Raw genomic sequence first — 750 nt, forward strand, 5'->3', positions numbered from 1 at the left:
AAATTAATCCTTGTTCATACATGGGCTTCTCTGGTACGAAATGAGCCACTTCAAATAGGTTCAAAATTAATCCTTGTTCAYACATGGGCTTCTCTGGTACGAAATGAGCCACTTCAAATAGGTTCATTGCTCCAGCCCAGAATACGATTAATCCGGCATGGGCTACATGAGCCCCAAGTAGTTTACCAGATAAATTGATAAGTCGGGCATTCCCGGCMCACCAAGCGAAATCGGTGGTTTCTTGGTCACGACCAGCTAAAACTAAAGTTCCATTAAAGAGCGTTTCCACGTGGTAGAACCTCCTCAGGKAATATAAGGTTTTCATGAGGCTGATCTTGAGCCGCCATCCAAGCACGAATACCTTCGTTTAAAAGAATATTTTTAGTATAGAAAGTCTCAAATTCTGGATCTTCCGCTGCACGGATTTCCTGGGAAACGAAGTCATAKGCACGTAGGTTCAAAGCTAAACCGACTACTCCAAGAGCACTCATCCATAAACCAGTTACCGGTACAAATAACATAAAGAAATGTAACCAACGTTTATTGGAAAAAGCAACCCCAAAGATTTGTGACCAAAAGCGGTTAGCGGTGACCATTGAATAAGTTTCTTCGGCTTGAGTTGGGTTAAAAGCACGGAATGTATTTGCACCATCACCATCTTCAAATAAAGTATTTTCTACAGTAGCACCATGAATAGCGCATAGCAGAGCCGCGCCCAGTACACCGGCGACTCCCATCATATGAAATGGG

At 43.0% G+C, this 750-nt stretch carries 2 protein-coding genes; both read right to left on the reverse strand.

Going from position 1 to position 750, the window contains the following annotated elements; all coding sequences use genetic code 11:
• Positions 1-289: hypothetical protein (locus DZ860_RS25335; protein WP_207890681.1), on the reverse strand; the 289-nt coding region annotated here is incomplete at its 3' end.
• Positions 273-750, reverse strand: a 478-nt coding sequence (locus DZ860_RS25340) for a photosynthetic reaction center family protein (protein WP_207890682.1), incomplete at its 5' end; no start/stop codon positions are given. The genes DZ860_RS25340 and DZ860_RS25335, both read right to left, overlap by 17 nt.

This window comes from Vibrio sinensis, from assembly GCF_003605645.1.
Classification (GTDB): domain Bacteria; phylum Pseudomonadota; class Gammaproteobacteria; order Enterobacterales; family Vibrionaceae; genus Vibrio; species Vibrio sinensis.